Source organism: Mucilaginibacter paludis DSM 18603, assembly GCF_000166195.2.
In the GTDB taxonomy this organism is placed as follows: Bacteria; Bacteroidota; Bacteroidia; order Sphingobacteriales; family Sphingobacteriaceae; genus Mucilaginibacter; species Mucilaginibacter paludis.
In genome coordinates this window covers 118,731-139,127 of sequence record NZ_CM001403.1, presented here as the reverse complement: position 1 = coordinate 139,127, position 20,397 = coordinate 118,731, and the positions used below count along the sequence as shown (strand labels likewise).

The following is a 20,397-nucleotide window of genomic DNA, read 5'->3' as shown; positions in this document are numbered from 1 at the left end:
TGACGTCCAATTTCACCTGGTATTATATTCTAAATCACATAACGGTGAAATAGTGTTTTTAACTGGAAAGGACTTGGATAGCGGAGAAACCCATTGTTACAGAGAGGGAAGCGGTGGGCTATTGCCAATTTATGAGAAATTTCTAAATAACGATACCCTTTTAAAAGATAAAGGAAGCTACCAGGTTGTATTAAAAAGACGAGACAGTACGCTTACTTTGCCTTTTATTTGTAGTGGTAAATCGTTTAAAAACTAAGTGTGCAAATCGTGTGCACGGGCATAAAAAAAGGCAATTACGATATCTTGTAAGTGCCTTTTTTTCAAGGTGGAGAATATCGGAGTCGAACCGATGACCTCTTGCATGCCATGCAATATTTTCACACATTCATCGATTTTTATTTGCAGGTATTTTATTTTCATTTTATTGTAAATCAATTGTTTAACATTGAAACATAGACATCTTCATTCATTGAATTTTAGTTTTTAGTTTTAGTTTGGTTTTAGTTTTTCGTATCTTTATAAAACTAAAGAGGTGGTTTATGCAAGTAGAAGACATAGTGTTCGAGCCGATTTTGTGGACATATAAGGCTTTAGAAAATGGGGAATTTTCAATTTATTTACGCCTAACCTTTTACAAGGACGTAAAGTATTTAGGTACCGGTTTTAGTACTTCAAATGAAAATTGGGACAGCGAAAAAAACTCTCCCCAAAAATCTCACCCCCAATATTCCAGCGTCATTTCAAAGATTAACAACTTAATTGACGATGTAAAGTTTGAGATCAAATTAGCGGGCAGTGAAGGTCGCGATATTACACTCCAGGAAATCAAACAGAAAATTAAAAACAAGAAGAAAGTAGCTATTGAAAAGACAGCACCTTCAAAATTGAAATTATACGAGTGGTATGATGTCTTAATAAAAAATTTGGAGGAAGCTGGTAAGCCTGGACCCGCGGATATATTATCCAGCAGCAAAGCTAATTTGATGAAGGTATTTGAAAAAGACAAGCTTTTCAATGCATTTACTGTTGACGACTTTGAAGCATATGAAAAGTATCTGACAACTAACATAAAGACAGAAAGTACTTACAGCTTTTATCTAAGAACATTTTATGGTGTATGGAATAAAGCCATAAAAAAGGGGTACTGCCATAAAGATCATCATCCAAAGAATCATATTCAGTTCCAGGCCTATAAAAAAATCAAAACAAAAAAACGTGCAGTTAGTGCAGACTATATTCAATCCATTGAAAAACTAACCTACGAACCTAACACACGTCATTTTAGATCGCAGAAATATTTCCTTTTCAGTTACTACAGCCGGGGAATGAATTTTACCGATATGGCTCTTTTAAAGCATAAAAAAAATATTGAGGGTGCAGACATCAGCTATCGGCGTTCAAAAAATAAGCGAGACTATGATTTTAAACTTCATCCTAAAGCGCTTGCAATTATCGCACTATTCAGAAATTACCCTATGCAAAGTGACGCTGGGTATGTTTTCCCAATATTAAATAGCACACATAGCACTGCGAGAAAAATTGACCAGCGAATTGAAAGTGCGCTAAAAGACTTAAATGAAGATTTAAAGGACATGGCAAAGGATATTGGTTTAGAAAGAACGCTTACTTCCTATGTAGCCAGGCACTCGTTCGCAACTAACTTACGTAGCAAAGACGTTGATGTCAAAATTATTCAGGAAGCATTGGGTCATGAAACAGAAACACAAACAACGACTTATCTTGCTGAAATTGACGACAGCATCATTGCATCAAGTATTGAAAACGCCTTAACGTAAGCGTAATGCAATAGGTATCATAAAAAACATCTATTTTATTTAAAAAGCTATGCTGCCTGCATAGCTTTTTTTGTGCTTTTACCATAAAATTATTTCACCCAAGTTGGTCAAAATTGTGAAAAAGTACTGGTAATCCCTGCCAGCTTTGTCGCATAAATATAATGTGACATGGGTAGAATAGATAAAAAATATCGAGAGAACTCAGGGGTGAGCAGAGATCAATTATTGACGGTTGATGACCTCTTCAATTTCCGAACGACTTTGATAAAAGATATAAAGGAAATTATGGTTGAAGTTGTAAACAACAACAATGGCCAACAGGTAAAAAACTGGCTGAAATCCGAAGAGGTCAGGGACTTATTGAGTTTATCGACAGGTAAACTATATAGCCTTAGAAAACGAGGGATACTCCCCTATACAAGAATTGGTGGGATGATCTACTACTCCTATCAAGATATTCAAAAGATGTTAGATTCCGGGAAGTTGCTTGACCAATAATCATCTATTATGAACAAGAATCTAAAATTAACCGGGCATGGCCGGAGCGTACCGCCCATACTCCCGCATGTCATTATTTATTTTGACCAGCAGGGTATGACAGCCAAAGAAGCCGAAGCATTCTTTCATTACCAGGCAGCCCACCAATGGAAAACACAGTCAGGCACTCCTATCAAAAACTGGAAGACGGTAGCTGGCAACTGGATTTATGATATTCAACGTTCGCGGGTATTATCCCTCCAATTGAAATTAAACCGGCTGAGATGAAACAAAGGTCACAAAAACTGACCGAGGGGGTGTACTACCAAACCCAGACCTCTTATAGTTCTATGAAGAAGCTATCAGAAGAAGGTGAATACCTGAACGAGCCTAAAATGCTTTTCGGGCCTTATGTACCCGAAGAAGGGTTAATCCATTTCCCTTCACAGCGGGGCGTAGGCAAGTCCTGGTTATGTATGCAATTATGTATTGCCGTGGCAGGCGAATGGGATAGCTTTTTAGGGGAGCAGATCAACCTTCATGGCAACACCCTATACATTAACCACGAACTGACCGCCAATACCATGCGGAGAAGAAGCAAGCGGCTTTACCAGCATCTACCGCACCCGGTAGGTGATCAATTTAAAGCAATGGTTTTTACCACCCGTGCCGGGCTTGAAAATGAATTGATCTCGCTGGCAGGTATTGTACAAAAACTGCAACCCAGGTTAATCGTATTGGATAATTTAAGGATGGCTTTTACGGCCTCCGACACCAACAACAATAAGGAGACCACGCGGATCATGAACATGCTGCTGGCATTCTGTGATACCTCCAAAGCCGCATTGATCTTTACCGACCACTTTAGAAAGCACAGTTCCGGCCAGTTAACCGACAGTGATCTGCAAAGTGGTTCCGGCATCAAAACCGACCTGGCCGATGGTGATTTTTTCCTTCGGCGCAGTTGCCAGGATAAAAATCTACGCATTCTGAAACGGGGAAAATCACGACACTTTGAAGAATCCGAAAGCGCCAAACTCATCAGGCTAAACCCGCAAACCTTGTGGTTTGAACTGGTAGAAGATGATGTAAACGAGGCGGAGCATGTTGGCATCAGCGGGTTAAAAGAGAAAGACGAGCAGAAAGATATGGCCCAAACGCTACGGTCGCAGGGTAAGAATATCATGGAGATCGCGAAGATTTTAGGGAAGGGGAAAAGTACGATACACCGATGGTTGAAGATCGATGATACCTGAAACCGTCCCATTTTTCCCGTTTTCCCATTTTTCCCACTTTTTCGGCAAATGGGAAAAGTGATCGCCACAAGGTATTGTTTGTCAACTGCTTAATGCGTTTCAAAAACGAACATGGGAAAAAATGGGAAAATAAAACCAATGGAATTACGAACTATAATATTAAAAATCATGGCAAAAATTATCACCATAGCGCACCAGAAAGGTGGAGTAGGCAAAAGTACCCTTGCGATCAACCTTGCACTTTGTTTCCAGGATCAGCTATCCGTAGGATTAGTTGACATTGACCCGCAGGGAAGCATCCTCCATATAAAAGATGACTTTCCGCAACTATCCATAGTCGGTGAAAACCGGCTTCAAAATATCCGGCAACTTGATTACGACTTAATAATAGTTGACACGCCACCATATTTGTCCAATAGATTACCTGAATTATTTGAAAATTCTGATCTGATCATAGTGCCAACAAAGGCAGGCTTTTTTGATGTGATGGCGATCCGTTCAACACTGCGCCTCATCAAAGAAGCCCAGGCGAAAACACCATCGTTAAAAGCGGTCATTATTCTCAATATTGTCAAGCCGAGAGCCGGTATAACCAAAGATGTCATTGACCTGTTAGCAACGATGGATACGCCAATACTAAAGACGATGATCCATGACCGCGTGAGTATTGCAAGTTCCATCATTACCTCCGGGGTAATCAATGGGAAAGATCAAAAAGCAAAAGAAGAAATCACCTCCCTGGCGGAAGAAGTTGTTCACCACCTTACCCATGAAGTATAGCATTATAGGAATGCATAAACATAGAATTATAGCATTGCAGAACCCTATAATTCTATAGATCTAAGATTCTATGAAGTTAGAAAACTATAAACCTGCAATTCTATACCTGCTGCAAAATCTGTTCATTTTAGAATTATAGAAACCTGTGTGTGATGGAAGATTATAAAAACAAACTGGGCAACCTTGCCGACAAGCTGAAAAAGGAAACCACACCTCAGACACCGATTCAGCAGGTACAGCCGGTTAAGACCGAGCCGGTAAAAGAGGAAGAGATGCAGTTCAATAACTGGATACCGAAGATCCTTTTAAAGCAGGTAAAAGCTTATGGAGTTGAGCATGAGATGACCTTAAAAGAGATCAATATCCGGGCCTTAAAGGAGTTTCTGACTTCAGATAAGAATGATAAATATGACGACGAAACGAAGCTTTAAGCACCTGGATGCCACTGCTATTAACACGGTCGCCGTGTTAAGCAAGATGTACGTTTGTGCACAAAAGTGCCCAAACCATCTTGCCCGTTTTGCCTCCGAAGTCGGCACGGGGGTAATTAATGATGTCATGAACTAAAGAAGCAATGTCAGTTAATACCAGTGTAAGTGATGAGCCGTGCAGATAAAGAAATATTGAAACATGAGATCAAGACCAGGGTCAATGATGCCAAATTCAATGAGCTTAATAAGCTGTTGAACCAATCATCCTGCCAGAACATGAGCGAGCTGGTACGCCACATACTCCATGAAAGGCCAGTCATTATCGGGCAAAGGAACCAGTCATTAGACCTGCTTACCGAAGAACTTTCAGGCATCCGCAAGGAACTGCGTTCCATTGGGATCAACATCAACCAGATCACAAAGCAATTCAACACCTTCCCCGAAAAGGAACAAAAACTATTGCAGGCATTGGGGGCAGCCGAGCAATACCGGGTAACAGGCAATAAGGTAGACCAGCTACTCACGATCATCACTAAACTGTCCGAACAATGGTTGCCAAAATAACTACGGGAAAAACGATACGGGGCGTATTGAACTACAATGAACAGAAGGTTGCCGACGGTACAGCAACATTGATCCATGCCAGTAAATTTATCCGGGAGCCGGAAGACCTCACCTATACCCAAAAGCTTGATCGCTTCCAGAAATTGATCAACCAGAACGAGCGGACAAAAACAAATGCCATACACATCTCCCTGAATTTCGACAAGGCCGATCAACTGGACGATACCCGATTGATACAGATTGCCGATAGCTATATGGATAAGATAGGATTTGGTGAACAGCCCTTTTTAGTCTACCAGCATTTTGATGCCGCACATCAGCACATCCATATCGTGACCACCAATATTGAACCTGGAGGCAACCGGATTCCCCTGCATTACATTGGTAAAAACCAATCGGAAGTAGCCCGCAAGGAAATCGAAGTTGAGTTTGGGATCACTGTAGCAGAAAGTAAAAAAATCGATGACGAGTATTACCTGAAACCTATCCAGCTCGAAAAAGTAGTTTATGGTCAATCAGCAACCAAGGCGGCTATCTCCAATACCGTCCGGGAAGTCGTCAAGACCTATAAATACACTTCCCTGGCTGAACTGAATGCAGCGCTGCGGCAATTCAATATTATTGCCGACCCCGGAGAACCCGGAAGCCTGAAACACGATAAAAAGGGATTGAGCTACAGCATCCTGGATAAGAATGGTAATAAAATTGGGGTGCCCATCAAAGCCAGCCGCATCTATGGCAGGCCAATTACCAGCAACCTGGAAAGACGGTATGCAGACAACAGGATCAGCAGGGAGGATTATAAAAACCGCCTGGTACATGTTCTGGGTAAGATCATAGGCGATACCACAATAAAAAGCAAAGAAGCATTCGCTACCGCATTGCAGGAAAAGAACATCCAGGTGGTATGGCACAGCAATAAGGAGGGGCGGCTCTACGGGGTAACCTATGTCGATAACGCAACAAGAACAGTTTTCAATGGTAGCGACCTGGGCAAAACCTATAGTGCCAATGCGATCAGCCAGCGGCTGGGTGGAACTTTCTCCAAAGACAATGATAACAGTTCCATCACTATTGTGCAGAAAGACGAGCCACTGGCCCAACAGGAAAGGTTGGGCAACGGGTTATTATCCCAAATAACGGAAGCCCTGTTTGATGCTGAAAATCCAAACCAAAGCATGGACTATCATTTAAAAATGGACAGAAAGAAGAAGAAACGTAAAGGCCCGAGATTATAAACACTAAAATATAAAGTAATGAACAACACAGGAGAAAACACCGAAGGATTAAGAAAGATCATTGATATGACCAGGCAGATCAGCCTCGTGCTGCTGATACTGCATTTTTACGTTTATTGTTATGGAGCGTTCAGGCAATGGGGCTTATCCCATAGCATCACCGATAAGCTCCTGCTAAACTTGCAACATACCGGACTGTTCGACAACAGCTATATCTCCAAGCTGGGGGCATTGATGTTCCTGCTCATTTCCCTGATCGGTGCCAAAGGGAAAAAGGACGAAGACCTGAAATTAGGGATGGCATTAAGGTATGGCGGATTTGGATTGTTAATATACGGATTAAGCCAGTTCCTGTTAAGTATCCATGCCGGTGTGGAAGTTATCGCAATACTCTATATGTCCATTACTTCTATAGGGTACATGATGATCATGCGGGGCGGGGCATTGCTATCCCGGATATTGCAATTGAAGTTTAAAGGCGACATCTTTAACAAGCTCAATGAATCCTTTCCGCAGGAAGAGAGGCTTTTAACCAATGAGTATTCCATCAACCTGCCAGCGCAATACAACCTCAAAGGTAACATCCGCAAAAGCTGGATCAATATCATCAATCCATTCCGGGCGCTATTGGTTATCGGTACACCGGGCGCAGGTAAGTCTTATTTTGTTATCCGGCATGTCATTACCCAGCACATCAAAAAGGGGTTCAGCCTGTTCGTGTATGACTTTAAGTATGATGACCTGTCCCGCATCGTATATAATACCTTAAAACAAAATTCCACAGCCTATAAAATACCACCGGCATTTTACGTGATAAATTTTGATAACCTGGGCCAGACCCACCGTTGTAACCCTTTGGAGCCTGGGCGGATGGACGATATTACTGATGCCTCCGAATCTTCACGCACCATCATGCTCGGGTTGAACCGGGAGTGGATCAAAAAGCAGGGAGATTTCTTTGTGGAATCCCCGATCAACTTTGTTACCGCAATTATATGGTTCCTGAAAAAATACAGGAATGGTATCCATTGCACGCTGCCGCATGTGATAGAACTCATGCAGGTGGAATACCACGAGCTTTTTTCCGTTTTGAGAACGGAACCTGAAATTGAAGTGCTCATCAACCCCTTTGTTTCCGCTTACAAAAACAGGGCAACCGACCAGCTGGAAGGCCAGATTGCCAGTGCTAAAATCAGTATGGCCAGGTTAGCCTCCCCACAATTATACTATGTTCTTAACGGCAATGATTTTACCCTTGACCTCAATAACCCCGATGAGCCTAAAGTGATCTGTATGGGCAATAACCCGCAGAAGCAGCAAATTTACGGAGCGGTACTTAGCCTCTATATTTCCCGGATGATCAAGTTAGTGAACCAGAAAAACAAGCTGAAAAGCAGTTTGATATTTGACGAGTTCCCTACCATTTACTTTAATGGTATCGATAGCCTGATCGCTACTGCCCGTTCCAACAAGGTTGCTACCTGTTTGGGCGTACAGGACTACAGCCAGTTAAAGAAAGATTATGGCCGGGAGCAGGCGGAGGTCATTATGAATATCGTGGGTAATATTGTCAGCGGGCAGGTAGTGGGTGATACAGCCAAGCAGTTAAGCGAGCGGTTCGGCAAGATCATGCAGGAACGGGAGAGCGTCTCCATTAATAGTTCCGATACATCGGTCAGTAAGTCCATGCAACTGGACAGTGCCATCCCGGCTTCAAAGATCAGCGGCCTTTCTTCCGGTGAATTCGTGGGTATGGTAGCGGACGACCCTATGCAAAAGATCGAGTTAAAAACCTTTCATGCCGAGATTATTAACGACCATGAAGCCATTAAACAGGAAGAAGCGAAATATTCGGATATTCCCCAGATACGGGAAGTCGGCAGCCAGGATGTTGAGCAGAACTACTTACAGGTAAAAAAGGAAATTAAAATACTGATAGATTCTGAACTTGAACGGATGTCCGACAGCCCAAACCTGACTAATCTCATTTTGAAAAAGATTGTTTAGGAAGATCGTTAGGAAGCTTTTTGCTGCTGCTTAAACATTTCGATCACGGCATCTTTGTGTTTTATTACCTCGTCTTTCTGCTTTATCAATTCATTTTTCTCATTTAATAAACGTTCGTACAATTCAACGATTCGTTCAACTGAATTTGAATTATATTGATAGTTAGCGGATGCATTGTCGTTCATTGTTTGGATATGAAAAATCACCGCTTCATCGCTATAATTTTTTATTGCTTCTTTGGTAACCCCTAACAATTTTGCGATCTGTTCAAGTTTTACCTCATCAACCGTTTCGCTTTGCTCTATTCTGGAAATTGTTTGTTGGCTGACACCTAAGCCGGAGGCTAATACCTCTTGTTTGATCCCTTTGAACTCCCGTAAGCGTTCAATATTTCTGCCTATGTGTATTTTTCTAAATGTTTGCATTATATAAAGTTAAGTTGGTTGAGTAAAATACCAATCTAAACGAGTAAAATACTTGCCTTCTAAAAACAAGCGATTGGCTTTTAAGTATTTACCACAATTGTAAAATACAACCGTGCATAAGTAAAATACAACATCGCAAACTCCAACATATCAAAATTGTCATATTACCTTCGTCCTGATATCAGCCCCTAAAGCTCTAAGTCGACTTTCCCTCTGCATTTTTCTTTTTTCGTAACCTATGCCTGGCTCACGGGCATAACCAAACTCATGCTCGTATGAAAGGATATGATTGTTGCAGGCCGCCATGAAAATGAGTATCTCCAAATTTGGTGTACACCATCCCCATACTCCATATGTGAAAAAGACGTATTCCCTATACATTCTTTTTCACATATGCACTACATGCTTTTTCACCTATAAAAGCTCATTCATCCCCTATACCTTGTATGAGATAAATATCTCAATACCAAACTTTTAATAATCTCTAAAATTTAACACAAACCAGTTTTTTACCTGTAAAAATTCTGTATCCGATTACTTTTCTTGTGCGCTTATTTCTTTCGACACTACAATTTCAGTTTATCATTTCCTAACCCACAAAAAATGTTTCATGCCATCCCACTTTCAATTTAAATCCATTCCATGGAAATTCTGGGCTGTGCTCCTGTTATTGGCGGCCAGTAATTTACCGGCACGCGCGTCTTCAACAGACAGCGTAAAAGGCAAGCCCTCCCTTACGGTCGGCGGTTTTTTTGACTCAGTTTACGATCGTTTCGGCACCGGGTATCCCCTGTACCAATTAGCCACAGATACCGGATTGCGCTCTTTCTATGGCAGGCCCACCCCGCAGGCCGATATTATGTACACCTGTAACTCCGGTTATTTCCAGATCTACCTTGAACCCGGCTGCGGTATGGACAGTTTCCTGACCGTGCCCGCCCACCAGGCAAGGTTAAATGTGATCTGCCAGGTGCTGCATGACCTGAGCAGCTTCATTTCAAGCCCGCTGACATTAACAGGCAAAAAAGTAAACATCCTTATCAGAAACCCTGCCTATATGCTTGCGCCCAGTGCCGCAGCGGCAGCTTCGGGCTTTTACGCGTACGCCAAACGCGCACCAGCGGGCAGCATTGCCGACAACGTGGTATGGACAACCATACACAGCGGCCAGGATGCCTATACCAGCGTCATCAACCCACTGGTCACCAACAGTGCGTTCTACCACGGGATCGCGGCCTTTAATTTCAGCAGCCTTACCTGGCACACCAACCTGACAACGGCACCGTCTGCTGTGGAATTGGATCTTTATAGCATTGCGCTGCATGAATTTTCTCATTTACTCGGCTTTGCCACGCTGATCGAAAAAAACGGCAACAGTATATTTGGCCCCGCCGAACAATATTATTCCCGCTACGACCTGTTCCTTAAAAATGCGTCCGGTACCAACCTGATCAGCAATAGCGGTTCATGCTCCCTGTACAACTATACATTTAGCGCGTCCACGTCCGACCTGCAACCCAACCCCGCAAGCTGCAGCCCCAACCATACCGTGTGCGCCTCGGCAGTACGGTTTTCAGACGGTATTATTTCGCAGCCTGTTTACACACCCAACTGCTGGGAGGGCGGTAGCAGCCTCAGCCATTTTGCAGACGAATGCCAGGTGCCTGCTTCTTTTTACCTCAGCCCGCCCGCAAGCAACAACCTGTATTTTGTGATGAGTTACGCCTCCGCTTACGGCAAGATGACCCGCTACCCCAAAAGCGAGGAAAGACAGGCATTCTGCGATATAGGTTATACTTGTGATACCATATTCGGCAGTACACCCCTTAACGATACCAATTACCATGGCTCCGTTTGCCCCGGCATTAACGTGGCGGGCATCAATGACGGCATCAACAGCACCGGCGGGTTTACCTACGTGGTGACCGCAGGCAGCAGCATTGCGCTTAACAACGCAACGGTACACCTCTTAGCGAATGATAACAATGCCGATTCATTTACCTGCCTCCAGGTAATCACCGGTGGCGGGACGCTGAGCGCCACCGCAGGAGGCAATACCACCACGCTTACCTATACGCCATCGGCAAGCAGCGCATCTGGCCTGCACCTGCTACGTTATATACCCGTAAACAGCACAACCGGGGCCAGGGGCAACATCACTTACATCTATGTATTTGTGGGCAGCGCCGCCTGTACCCCGTCGGCCTGCAATATGCTTGCCAACCCCGGTTTTGAAACCGGTACGGGATGCGGAGCTACGGCAGGCGCGGCTATGAGCGCCTCCATAAGCTGCTGGACACCCATCACAGGTACCCCCGACCTGATATCTTACGGATGCACCAGCGACCCTTATTATTCGGTGCCTACCGCTGTATCGGCACCAGCGACCGGCATACACGCATTGAGCGGTACCCCCAACAATAACTTCATAGGCCTGTGGTCCAGCTACCAGACGCTGTACCCGACAGACCCTTATTTCCTGGAAGGCGTGGAAACAAACCTGACCAGCGGCCTGCAGCCCGGCGTAACCTACGTGGTGAGCTACTGGGCCAAGATCAGGAAGGATGACGGCTGGAACATCACCCTGCCGGTAAAGGAATGGGATTCCTATATACAGTTCCTGGCAAGCCCGGGGCTGGTTCCACAGTTCAATACCGCGTACCTTACCCCGCTTGCCCAGCATTTGATAGTTAAAGATTCCCTCCAGTGGCACGCCTATACCGATACCTTCAAGGTACCGGCAGGCCCTGTACTGAACGATTTTTATGTGGTCAACGCCGCTTACCTGAACCCGTACGCGCCTAACTATTCCACGGAAATGTTCATAGACGATATCCAATTATTGCCAAAGAGCGCTACCACGCTGTTCACCATGCCGGATACCGTTTCCATGTGCGATACGGTGTTTGACCTGAGCAGGTTTGTCTCCATACCAGGCGGTGTATTTTCAGGCCCGGCGGTAGCGGCAGGCGGCGGCACGGGCAACTTTTACCCGACACTGGCCGGCCCCGGGTTTACACCGGTTGAATATATGTATTACGATGTGAATGGCTGCCAGCACAAGGTGGACAAGACCGTGTACGTAAAATGCTGCACAGGCCGCCTGCTGGTAAGGGCCGGGGCAGATACGGTCTGCAACCGTACGGCGGTCACCATAACCGCTTCAGGTTCCACCAACTACAACTGGATGGTATCTACAGGCAAAACCTACACCGGCTGTACCGGTTGTACGAACAGCGTAAAAACAGACACCCCTTCGGTTACCACTATTTACAAAGTGGCCACTTCTTACTACGGCTGCCCCGATACGGCATCAGACACCGTGGTGGTCAACGCCCTGCCATCGGCCACCACAACGCCAACAGGCACCGTGGGACTGTGCGTTGGCGATACGCTCACCATGAGCGCCGCTACCGGCACGGGCTACACCTACCAGTGGAAACAGTACAATGGCACTACGTATGTAAACATCAGCGGCGCTACCGCCGCTACGTATAAGGCGATCACCGCAGGTGTCTTCCAGGTAACGGTTACCAATGCCTCACGGTGCAGCGCCACATCCGCCAGCATTTCCATATTCATGAAACCCCTGCCATCAGTTTATATCACCGCCGACAGGATACCGAACGTATGCCAGGGGCAGGTAGTGGTGCTCCAGGACCCGAACCTGACCCACGGCGTAAACTACCACTGGTATAAAGATGGTAAGGATACAGGGGCCGCCAACCTGCGTTTTTACAGCGCCGGGGTAACGGGTACTTATAAAGTGGTGATAGACTCCAACGGCTGTTATGCATCCTCCAATTCTATAGTGGTAACCGTAAACCCTCCGCCCAATGCGGTCATTACCCCGGGATCAACGGCCCTATGCAGCGGTAATACGGTTACCTTTTCCGCCAATACAAGCGGTATCTCTACCTACCAGTGGTACAATACAGGCGGCGCTATCAGCGGCGCTACCGGTTCAGGTTATACCACCGGTACAGCAGGTACCTACTATGTAGTGGAAACAGGCACCAATACCTGTATCGATACTTCGATCTACGCGACGGTTACCGTCAACCCATCGCCAAGCGATTCCGTCAGCCCCTATCCAACGGCTTCTTTCTGTTCCGGTGGCAGCGTAACGCTAACCGCCTTTACAACGGGTACCGGCACCTCCTACCAGTGGAAAACATCTGGCACCAATATCGGCGGGGCTACAAGCCGCACCTACAATGCCACTTCGGCAGGCAGCTACACAGTACTGGTTACGAGCGGTGGCTGCTCCAAACTATCAAAAATGACAACGGTAAGTTTATCATCCGGGCCTGCGGCCACCATTACCTATTATGGCAATGATGTAACCAATACGGGTTTCCAGGCCTGTTACGGCGATACGCTGACAGCGCCCGCAGGCAGCGGCTACACCTATACCTGGAAATACAACAATACAACAACGGTTGGTACCAACAGGATACTGGTGGTTACCCTGACGGGCACTTATACGCTCACCGTATCGGTAACGGGCAGTACTTGCGCCGCCACTTCGCAAACTTACGCAACGGTTATGGGAACGGCGGGCTGTACACCCTGCGTTGCGTTCCACGGTGCACCGGGCACGGCATTTACGGTGCTGGGCTGTACCACCTGCACTGCGGCTAACTTTGGCACCGGCAATTATTATGTGCCGGGCAACATCGTGTTAAGCGGTACCATGACCATACAGCGGGCAAATATCATGGTAAACGGCAACTCGGCTATTACCCTGGCTTCGGGTGCCAATGTAACCATAGACAGCTCGCACCTGTTTGGTTGTAACCCGCTATGGAACGGCATTACCTACAATGGTAACCCGGCAGTGCTTAACATTATACACAGTACGCTGATCGAAGACGCGGTTACCGCAGTCAACATCACCAGCGTGCCATCCAGTACCTCCAATATCTTCACATCCGATGGGGCTATCTTTAACCGTAACCAGCTGGGCATACTCATTAATTCTTACCAAAGCATCAGCCTGTCGGTTTACCCGTTCACTGTCCGCAATACGGTATTCACCTCCAGGAACCTGGCCAGCAGTTACAATACCTGGCCAACCACTTATGGGCTGATGGCGCTTAGCGGTACTCCCGATGCTTACAGTTCGCCTTATTCACTGAATAACTATACCGCCGTAAGCCTTCAAAATGGTGCGCCAGCGCAGATGGGGATGCAGATACAAAGCGTAGGTTCCGGCGGCAGCCTGTACCGCGAAATAAAAGTAGGCGACGAAACAGCAGACAAATACCTGAACGTGCTGGACAACATGCAGTTTGGCATTTATGCGCACAACTCCAACATGAGTGTGGTGAACAGTGCTTTCTGCAACATGGTGGGCGCGCCCAACCAGGGCACCGGCATCCTGGCTGATTGCAACGCTACGCAGGACATGGTGTACCGCCTGCGCGTGTACGCAGGTCCTACCAGCCGCGCCAACAAATTTTACAATTGTTCGGCAGATGCCGTGGGCAGTTTCTACCCTGCGGAGTTGCTGTTCCAGGGCAACTATGTCATCAGTACCCATACCAGCACCTGGACGGAAGGGTGTTTTGTGAAAGCAGGCAATTACTACAGTAGCCTACAGGCTAACAACAACACCCTGGTCAACGTAGAAAATGGTGTATTTATAACTACGCCTACCAATGTAGCGGCAGGCACCATTAATTTGAACAACAACTATATAGCGGACGCGCCGCCTTCTTACACGGGCACCAAACCTGCCAGCCACTATATCGGCACCGCTGTTTACGCGGCCAATTTGGCCAGTGTGGCCTGCCCGGTAAATACCTGCAAAGGGCAGGTAAACGCCAATGGCAACACCATTTACAATGCTTATAACGGCATCTTGTTAAGTAGCTTCGGCAACCTGAGCGGGGCATCGGTAACGTCTAACACCATCAGCCTGATCAAGAACCCGATTTCCACCCAGCAAAGCGGTATCAGCCTGACGCAGATGTCTTCGCCCAATGTGTACAACAACGGTGTTACCTGCGCATCCGGCGGAACGGGGCTTACCGCTGCCGGCGATGCAAACAGGGATGCCATAAGGGTAAACAACAGCACCGGCAAGGGGATTGTAAACTGTAATTTTACCTCTTACCTCGGCAAGGGGTTTGAGTTTACCGGCATACAGGGTATGCAATGGCTGCGAAATACCATGACCAGCCTTTATACCGGCTTGCAGATCATCACTGGGTCGATAGGTTCGCAACGCTATGATGGGGCCATTAATGACAATTCATGGATAGGCGGGTTTACCAACCAGACCTATCTGTACACATCCATTGATACCAATTCAAAATTGTATTTCCCGGCGTTAAGTACCGCACCAACAATAAATGGTACTAACCGTGTTGGTATCGCAAATTCAAAATATACACTTGGGGCAGGTCTGTTGCAAAAGCTCAATAATAATTTTGCCGATCCCTGTATGGCAAGGGCATTCAATCCGGCCACATCATTTACCCCGGCAACGCAAAAGCCCCATTTTCTGCTGGCCTACCACTGGATTGCGCAGAATGCCACCTTCCGCACCATACTGGAAGATACCACCCTGGTGGACAGCTCTTATATGCTAAGCGATTTCTACACCCTGGCAGCGCCCAGCCGTTACGCTACCCTTGCCAGTATAGAAAACAGCCTGGCGACGGGCGACATAGCGACAGCGCAAACCATGATGGGCAGCTCTATCACCGCCATGACACCGGTACCGGAAGATGCCAACGGGGTCATCATTGTGGATTATGACTCTGCCAACCAGATAGTAAACAACTATCTCACGTATTACAGCATGTACATCAACTACCAGGAGGGTAATCTTTCATCGGCAGACAGCGGCACTATTTCCAGCCTTGCAAGCCTTTGCCCGAGTGTGAACGGGGATGTGATCTACCAGGCGAGGGCCTTATACTCTGCTGTTTACAAGCAGGTATGCCCTTTTAATGATGATAACTGTACCTCCGGCGGCGGCTTTGGCAAGTATGTGCCGAACCAGCCTGTAGTTAAAACACTACAGGAAACCGGGCAGCTGTATTCACTGTTCCCTAATCCATCAAACGGCAACATACAGCTACAGCAACTGGTTACGGACAATAACCCGGTACGCGCCGAAGTATGGAACGAGCAGGGGCAGCGGATATTACAACGCACCCTGCAATTTACCAATGGCAGAAGCGGGTTGAACTTAAAAGGGGTAATACCCGGCATTTACCTGCTCCAGCTAAGGGATAACGCTGGGCGTAACTACTTATTGAAATTTACCGTAAATTGAGTAGCATGAGCCGTTTTAATTCAAAGATTTCAAGCCGTGAAGCATCGTTTAAACGATGCTTCACGGTATTGATAATTATGTTGGTATATGTATTGTATTCCTTCACCGGAATAGCGCAGGTTAACCTTGTACTTAACCCCAGCTTTGAGCAATACAGTAGATGTCCTTATGAAGCCGATCAAATTCAATTCGCTAATCCTTGGTCGCCAATAGATACAGTAAATCATATAAGTCAAAAAGATTCGTTTGGCAGTGGAAATTGTACTCCAGAATACTGTAATACTTGCGCCCCAGCTAATACAGATGCAAGTGTGCCTAAAAACACTCATTTCTACAATAATCCAAGAACAGGCAATGGGATGGCGCAGGTTCAAATGTTCTGTGATGAAACAGGTATTCCGCCTGGATTTACTTATCTAAGAGATTATCTAAACGGTAGATTGTACAATAAGCTAATTTCAGGAAAATCCTATTGTGCTACTTTTTATGTCGTTTTAACTCAACAATCGCAATATGCTATAGACCATATTGGTGCTTATTTGGATGACGGACAGATTGATACTAATAAATGGGATAATTGTGGTTTGACACGAACTCAGTATGCACCGCAAATAATTAGTCATAATATAATCAATGATACCCTACATTGGGCAAAGATTGAAGGAAGTTTTATTGCCAAAGGCAATGAACAATACATAACTATTGGTAATTTTTTTGATCAAGCTCATACAAATTATACTCTCTCTGTCACCGGAGCGATGACGGGCACAACATGGTATCTTGTTGATGATGTAAGTATTGTGGAAAGCAATACGCCCGCTTATGCAGGAAGGGATACTACCATTGTAGCAGGTGACAGTGTGTTTATTGGACGCAACGAAATACTGCCGGATGTAAAATGGTCTTTGAAATCGCGTGATAGCGGCGGCGGCTGGGTATTAATTGATACTTTACACGCGGGTTTCTGGGTGAAGCCTGCCATAGGCACAAATACCTACATGGTGCAACAAACCCTATGCGGTACTGTAAAGTACGATACTGTAACTATTACGGTAAAGCGTGTAGGCATTAACGGGTTGAATGGCCCGCAAAACGACTGGCATATATACCCCAACCCTGCAAAAAATGAGATCAGGGTAGTAAATGTAGGCAATACCAATAATGCGGCATTAGCGATATATGACCTGAGCGGGAGGCTGTTACTATGAAGTGAACCCCAAAAGTTAGACAAAAACTTTTGGGGTTTATTATTTATGTCAAAGCACACATTTGAAGAGAAACTTGATGTAGTTTCTCAAGTAAGAAAGGGAAAGCCGATTCTACGGATATCCCGCGAACGCCATATCCGTGAAGGCATGATATTGGAATGGGTTCGGAAATATGATCTTTATGGCGAAAGTGGGCTGCTCAAACAACCTAACGTCAAGCCCACGCCTGATTTCAAAGAAGAAGTTGTAAGGCTTGTCATAGAAAAAAAAGTACCTTTAAATCAGGTTGTTCTGGAATATAGATTAAGCAAGACTGCTTTAGAGCGCTGGGTAAGATCAGTACGGGTTGAGGGATATGCAGTACTATACCAGCAAAAGAATCCTGGACGACCACCTAAATGCATGGGAAGATCAAAGAAGCTTGAACCTGAAACAGAAGTAGAGAAGCTCCAGGCGGAAAATAGCCGTTTGCGGGCGGAGAACGCACTATTAAAAAAAGTCACGGCCTTAGTCAAGGAAAAAGAAGCCCGCGAACGCATGAGTGGGCAAAAGCCATCGAAGAACTAAGGCCCGAACATGATGTTTCAATTCTATTGGATTGCAAACAGATGGCTCGTTCTGTATTTTATTATCATCGCAAGCGCCTAAATGATGATAAATACAAGCATGAAAAAGAAGAGATCGCAAGTATATACCACTTGCATAAAGGCAGATATGGTTATCGGCGGGTCACCGCCGAAATGAAGAACCGGGGTTATAGCATAAATCACAAGACTGTCCAAAAATTGATGGGAACATTAGGCCTAAAATGCAATATCAGGAAAGTAAGTTATCGCTCATACAAAGGTGAGGTTGGTAAAATTGCCCCTAATGTACTTGAAAGGGATTTTGAGGCAAATCTGCCTAATCAGAAATGGGCTACGGATGTCACTCAGATGAACATTAAAGGGGAGAAGATCTATTTATCTCCTATAATTGACATGTTCAACGGGGAAGTCATTTCTTATAGTATTTCAAAATCTCCAAATATGCAGATGATAGATGAAATGTTATATGAGGCTTTTGATAAAGTGAAAGATATAAGGGGACTTATTTTTCACTCTGACCAAGGGTGGCAATATCAACATTATGGATATAGAAAGGCTTTGGAAAAACATGGAATTATTCAAAGCATGTCCAGAAAGGGAAACTGCTTGGATAATGCCTTGGCCGAAAGCTTCTTTGGGATCTTAAAGACAGAATTACTGTACAAACAGAGCTTTGAAACTGCGGAAGAATTTATAACTTCGTTAAAAGAATACATTCATTACTATAACAATGAAAGAATAAAAAACAGGTTAAATGGAAAGAGCCCGGTGGAATACCGAGCTCTCGTACAAAAAACTTAATTTTGTAAACTGTCCAACTTTTTGGGGTCACACCACTACAACAGCCTTTAAAATTCGATCACGGTAATGCTAAGGTTCCTTTGAATTTGGTGCCGGGCGTTTACATAGTGCATTTTAGCAATAGTGATGAACGGGAACAAATTGAACGGCTGGTAATTTATTGATGATGCCTAAATCGAAATTTTTAGTTACAAATAATAAAGAGGTGCCCGTAAAACGGCACTTCCTGTTATTCCTTATAGCATTCTTAATTTATCCTTTTGCTGTAATAGCGCAGGTTAACTATGTGCTTAATCCAGGATTTGAATTGTATAGTAAATGTCCAAATAATTTTGACCAAATCAAATTTGCGAAATATTGGTCGGCCATTGATACATCAAGTTATCCGCCCGTTGATTCATTTGGAAGTCCAAATTGCACACCTGAATATTGCAATACATGTGCGGGTAATAATGTGAGATCAGGTGCTCCTCAAAATCAATATTTTTTTCACTATCCCCGTCATGGTAATGGTATGGCTCAAGTTGTTATGTTTCAAGATGAAATTAATCTACCACCTAATTACCAATATCTAAGGGATTATTTAATGGGCCATTTATATAAGCCGCTAACAGTTGGCAAATCTTATTGCGTGTCCTTCTATGTAACATTGGAACAACAATCCCAATATGCAATAAATCACATTGGAGCTTATTTGGACGATGGTCAAATAGATACGAATACATGGAATTATTGCGGCCTGCCTCACCCTCAATATGTGCCACAGGTATTTGACACCACCGTTATTAACGATACCCTAAACTGGGTAAAGATTGAAGGTAGTTTTATAGCTAAAGGAACCGAAAAATACATTACCATAGGAAACTTCTTTGATAAGGCACATACCACTTATGTTACCTCTATTTCACAAGGAACAACCTCTTACGCATATTATTTGATAGACGATGTAAGCGTTGTAGAAAGTGATCTGGATGCTTACGCAGGAAGGGATACGACCATTATATCGGGTGATAGTGTATTTATAGGCCGCAACGAAATACTGCCGGATGTAAAATGGTCTTTAAAATCGCGTGATAGCGGCGGCGGATGGGTATTGATAGATACCTTACGGGCGGGCTTCTGGGTAAAGCCTGCCATAGGCACCAATACCTATATGGTGCAACAAACCCTATGCGGTACTGTAAAGTACGATACCGTAACGATTACGGTAAAGCGTGTAGGCATTAATGAACTGAATGCCCTACCAAACAACTGGCACATATTCCCCAACCCTGCAAAAAATGAGATCAGGGTTGTAAATGCAGGCAATAACGGAAAGGCGGCATTAGCTATATATGATATGAGCGGACGGTTATTACTACAACAGCCCCTGAAATTTGATCATGGTAATGCGAAGGTTTCTTTGAATTTTGTGTCGGGTGTTTACATCGTGCATTTCAGTAAGGATGATGAACGGGAACAAATTGAACGGCTGGTAATTTATTGATAAAATCAACGAAATAACAGGTAAAGCATTATCTGAATTATGAATCAGAT

General features: G+C 44.8%; 15 protein-coding genes. 14 read left to right on the top strand and 1 reads right to left on the bottom strand.

The features are described from left to right. Window positions 1-539 precede the first annotated feature (539 nt). The 9 genes from MUCPA_RS00605 (at window position 540) to mobC (ending at window position 8,549) form a co-directional block, all read left to right on the top strand. Window positions 540-1,796, top strand: a complete 1,257-nt coding sequence (locus tag MUCPA_RS00605; protein ID WP_008503864.1) for a phage integrase SAM-like domain-containing protein — start codon at window positions 540-542, stop codon at window positions 1,794-1,796. A gap of 168 nt (window positions 1,797-1,964) precedes the next feature. Then, entirely contained in the window at window positions 1,965-2,294 is a 330-nt protein-coding gene (locus MUCPA_RS00600; protein ID WP_008503863.1) for a helix-turn-helix domain-containing protein, read from the top strand. Between the two features lie 9 nt (window positions 2,295-2,303). Continuing rightward, entirely contained in the window at window positions 2,304-2,561 is a 258-nt protein-coding gene (locus tag MUCPA_RS00595; RefSeq protein WP_008503862.1) for a hypothetical protein, read from the top strand. Continuing rightward, on the top strand, window positions 2,558-3,529 hold the full coding sequence (locus MUCPA_RS00590; RefSeq protein ID WP_008503861.1) for an AAA family ATPase: 972 nt from the start codon (window positions 2,558-2,560) through the stop codon (window positions 3,527-3,529). Before MUCPA_RS00595 ends, MUCPA_RS00590 begins: the two co-directional genes overlap by 4 nt. Window positions 3,530-3,697: 168 nt before the next feature. Beyond that, on the top strand, window positions 3,698-4,309 hold the full coding sequence (locus MUCPA_RS00585) for a ParA family protein (protein ID WP_008503860.1): 612 nt from the start codon (window positions 3,698-3,700) through the stop codon (window positions 4,307-4,309). 152 nt (window positions 4,310-4,461) lie between these two features. Further along, a complete protein-coding gene (locus MUCPA_RS00580; RefSeq protein ID WP_008503859.1) occupies window positions 4,462-4,740 on the top strand; it encodes a hypothetical protein in 279 nt (92 codons plus the stop codon). Between the two features lie 168 nt (window positions 4,741-4,908). Beyond that, a complete protein-coding gene (locus MUCPA_RS00575) occupies window positions 4,909-5,304 on the top strand; it encodes a plasmid mobilization protein (protein ID WP_008503857.1) in 396 nt (131 codons plus the stop codon). Then, complete coding sequence (locus tag MUCPA_RS00570; RefSeq protein ID WP_008503856.1) at window positions 5,289-6,542, top strand: relaxase/mobilization nuclease domain-containing protein; 1,254 nt, start codon at window positions 5,289-5,291, stop codon at window positions 6,540-6,542. The genes MUCPA_RS00575 and MUCPA_RS00570 overlap by 16 nt, the downstream gene beginning before the upstream one ends. Window positions 6,543-6,560: 18 nt before the next feature. Then, window positions 6,561-8,549 carry a conjugal transfer protein MobC gene (mobC, locus tag MUCPA_RS00565; protein ID WP_008503855.1) on the top strand — a complete coding sequence of 663 codons (1,989 nt, stop codon included), beginning with the start codon at window positions 6,561-6,563 and terminating at the stop codon, window positions 8,547-8,549. Between the two features lie 8 nt (window positions 8,550-8,557). On the opposite strand, the gene MUCPA_RS00560 is transcribed toward mobC, so the two are convergent. Further along, entirely contained in the window at window positions 8,558-8,974 is a 417-nt protein-coding gene (locus MUCPA_RS00560; protein ID WP_008503854.1) for a helix-turn-helix domain-containing protein, read from the bottom strand. 610 nt (window positions 8,975-9,584) lie between these two features. Here MUCPA_RS00560 and MUCPA_RS00550 point away from each other — a divergent pair. The 5 genes from MUCPA_RS00550 to MUCPA_RS00530 all read left to right on the top strand — a co-directional run bounded on the left by MUCPA_RS00550 (window position 9,585) and on the right by MUCPA_RS00530 (window position 20,347). Beyond that, window positions 9,585-16,265 carry an Ig-like domain-containing protein gene (locus MUCPA_RS00550; protein WP_008503853.1) on the top strand — a complete coding sequence of 2,227 codons (6,681 nt, stop codon included), beginning with the start codon at window positions 9,585-9,587 and terminating at the stop codon, window positions 16,263-16,265. A 5-nt stretch (window positions 16,266-16,270) separates the two neighbouring features. Continuing rightward, window positions 16,271-17,473 carry a T9SS type A sorting domain-containing protein gene (locus MUCPA_RS00545; RefSeq protein WP_008503852.1) on the top strand — a complete coding sequence of 401 codons (1,203 nt, stop codon included), beginning with the start codon at window positions 16,271-16,273 and terminating at the stop codon, window positions 17,471-17,473. 45 nt (window positions 17,474-17,518) lie between these two features. Beyond that, the gene (locus MUCPA_RS00540; protein ID WP_008503751.1) at window positions 17,519-18,040 is read left to right on the top strand and encodes a helix-turn-helix domain-containing protein; all 522 of its coding nucleotides are present in this window, start codon (window positions 17,519-17,521) and stop codon (window positions 18,038-18,040) included. Beyond that, on the top strand, window positions 17,962-18,861 hold the full coding sequence (locus MUCPA_RS00535) for an IS3 family transposase (RefSeq protein WP_157544057.1): 900 nt from the start codon (window positions 17,962-17,964) through the stop codon (window positions 18,859-18,861). The genes MUCPA_RS00540 and MUCPA_RS00535 overlap by 79 nt, the downstream gene beginning before the upstream one ends. A 586-nt stretch (window positions 18,862-19,447) precedes the next feature. Next, window positions 19,448-20,347 (top strand): T9SS type A sorting domain-containing protein, encoded by a 900-nt coding sequence (locus MUCPA_RS00530; RefSeq protein ID WP_169316141.1) that lies wholly within the window; start codon window positions 19,448-19,450, stop codon window positions 20,345-20,347. Window positions 20,348-20,397 lie beyond the last annotated feature (50 nt).

Coding starts and splice junctions, on each gene's coding strand:
- MUCPA_RS00590 (WP_008503861.1), top strand. CDS start 2,558: ATGAAACAAAGGTCACAAAAACTGACCGAGGGGGTGTACTACCAAACC.
- MUCPA_RS00530 (WP_169316141.1), top strand. CDS start 19,448: ATGGGCCATTTATATAAGCCGCTAACAGTTGGCAAATCTTATTGCGTG.
- MUCPA_RS00600 (WP_008503863.1), top strand. CDS start 1,965: ATGGGTAGAATAGATAAAAAATATCGAGAGAACTCAGGGGTGAGCAGA.
- mobC (WP_008503855.1), top strand. CDS start 6,561: ATGAACAACACAGGAGAAAACACCGAAGGATTAAGAAAGATCATTGAT.
- MUCPA_RS00575 (WP_008503857.1), top strand. CDS start 4,909: ATGAGCCGTGCAGATAAAGAAATATTGAAACATGAGATCAAGACCAGG.
- MUCPA_RS00550 (WP_008503853.1), top strand. CDS start 9,585: ATGCCATCCCACTTTCAATTTAAATCCATTCCATGGAAATTCTGGGCT.
- MUCPA_RS00585 (WP_008503860.1), top strand. CDS start 3,698: ATGGCAAAAATTATCACCATAGCGCACCAGAAAGGTGGAGTAGGCAAA.
- MUCPA_RS00545 (WP_008503852.1), top strand. CDS start 16,271: ATGAGCCGTTTTAATTCAAAGATTTCAAGCCGTGAAGCATCGTTTAAA.
- MUCPA_RS00580 (WP_008503859.1), top strand. CDS start 4,462: ATGGAAGATTATAAAAACAAACTGGGCAACCTTGCCGACAAGCTGAAA.
- MUCPA_RS00540 (WP_008503751.1), top strand. CDS start 17,519: ATGTCAAAGCACACATTTGAAGAGAAACTTGATGTAGTTTCTCAAGTA.
- MUCPA_RS00605 (WP_008503864.1), top strand. CDS start 540: ATGCAAGTAGAAGACATAGTGTTCGAGCCGATTTTGTGGACATATAAG.
- MUCPA_RS00570 (WP_008503856.1), top strand. CDS start 5,289: ATGGTTGCCAAAATAACTACGGGAAAAACGATACGGGGCGTATTGAAC.
- MUCPA_RS00595 (WP_008503862.1), top strand. CDS start 2,304: ATGAACAAGAATCTAAAATTAACCGGGCATGGCCGGAGCGTACCGCCC.
- MUCPA_RS00560 (WP_008503854.1), bottom strand. CDS start 8,974: ATGCAAACATTTAGAAAAATACACATAGGCAGAAATATTGAACGCTTA.